General features: G+C 69.0%; 1 protein-coding gene. It reads right to left on the reverse strand.

Annotation, left to right across the window (positions count from 1 at the left end):
• The coding region (gene gndA / locus B4E30_RS14480) for an NADP-dependent phosphogluconate dehydrogenase (RefSeq protein WP_286795815.1) at window positions 1-1,142 on the reverse strand (1,142 nt) is incomplete at both ends.

Raw genomic sequence — 1,142 nt, forward strand, 5'->3', positions numbered from 1 at the left:
GTGCGGTCGCCCGACCACAGGGTGTGGAAGGTGCCTTCCTTGTCGACGCGCTTGTACGTGTGGGCGCCGAAGAAGTCGCGCTGTCCCTGGATGAGGGCGGCGGGGAGCCGATCCGCGCGCAGCCCGTCGTAGTACGCCAGCGACGACGAGAACGCCGGTGCGGGGATTCCCACCCTCGCGGAGGTCGCGACGACCTCGCGCCACGCCGTCTGCGCGCGCTGCAGCGCCTCGACGAAGTACGGCGCCGTCAGCAGCACGGGAAGGTCGGCCTCGGTGTCGTAGGCGTCGGCGATGCGGTTGAGGAACTGTGCGCGGATGATGCAGCCGCCGCGCCAGATCTTCGACACCGCACCGAGGTCGATGTTCCAGTCGTACTCCGCGGCGCCGGCGCGGATCTCGTCGAAGCCCTGCGAATAGGCGACGATCTTGGACGCATAGAGGGCGAGTCGGATCTTCTCGATGAACGCGTCGGGGTCTTCGACGGTCCAGGACTGCTGCGCGTCGTCGGCGGGACCCGGCAGGTCGCGGGAGACCTCGCGCTGCTCGGGGTGGCTGGACAGCGAGCGCGCGAAGGTGGCTTCGGCGATGCCGGAGACCGGCACGCCGAGGGAGAGGGCGGTCTGCACGGTCCAGGCTCCGGTGCCCTTGGCGCCGGCCTGGTCGAGGATGACATCGACGAGGGGCTTTCCGGTGTCGGCGTCGACCTGACGGAGCACCTCGGCGGTGATCTCGATGAGGTACGACTCCAGTTCGCCGCGGTTCCACTCCGCGAAGACATCGGCGATCTCGGCGGGGGTCTTGCCGGTGCCGCGTCGGATGAGGTCGTAGGCCTCGGCGATCAGCTGCATGTCGGCGTACTCGATGCCGTTGTGCACCATCTTCACGAAGTGGCCGGCGCCGTTGTGTCCGACGTGCGTGACGCAGGGCTCGCCCTCGGCGACCGCGGCGATCGAGGTCAGGATCGGCCCCAGGGTGACCCACGACTCGTCGGAGCCGCCGGGCATGATCGAGGGTCCGAGGAGTGCGCCCTCCTCGCCGCCGGACACGCCCATCCCAACGAAGTTGATGCCGGTCTCGCGTACGGCCTTCTCGCGACGGATGGTGTCGGTGAACAGCGCGTTGCCGCCGTCGACGATGATGTC

Source organism: Microbacterium sp. UBA3394 (assembly GCF_002358725.1).
GTDB lineage: Bacteria > Actinomycetota > Actinomycetes > Actinomycetales > Microbacteriaceae > Microbacterium > Microbacterium luteum.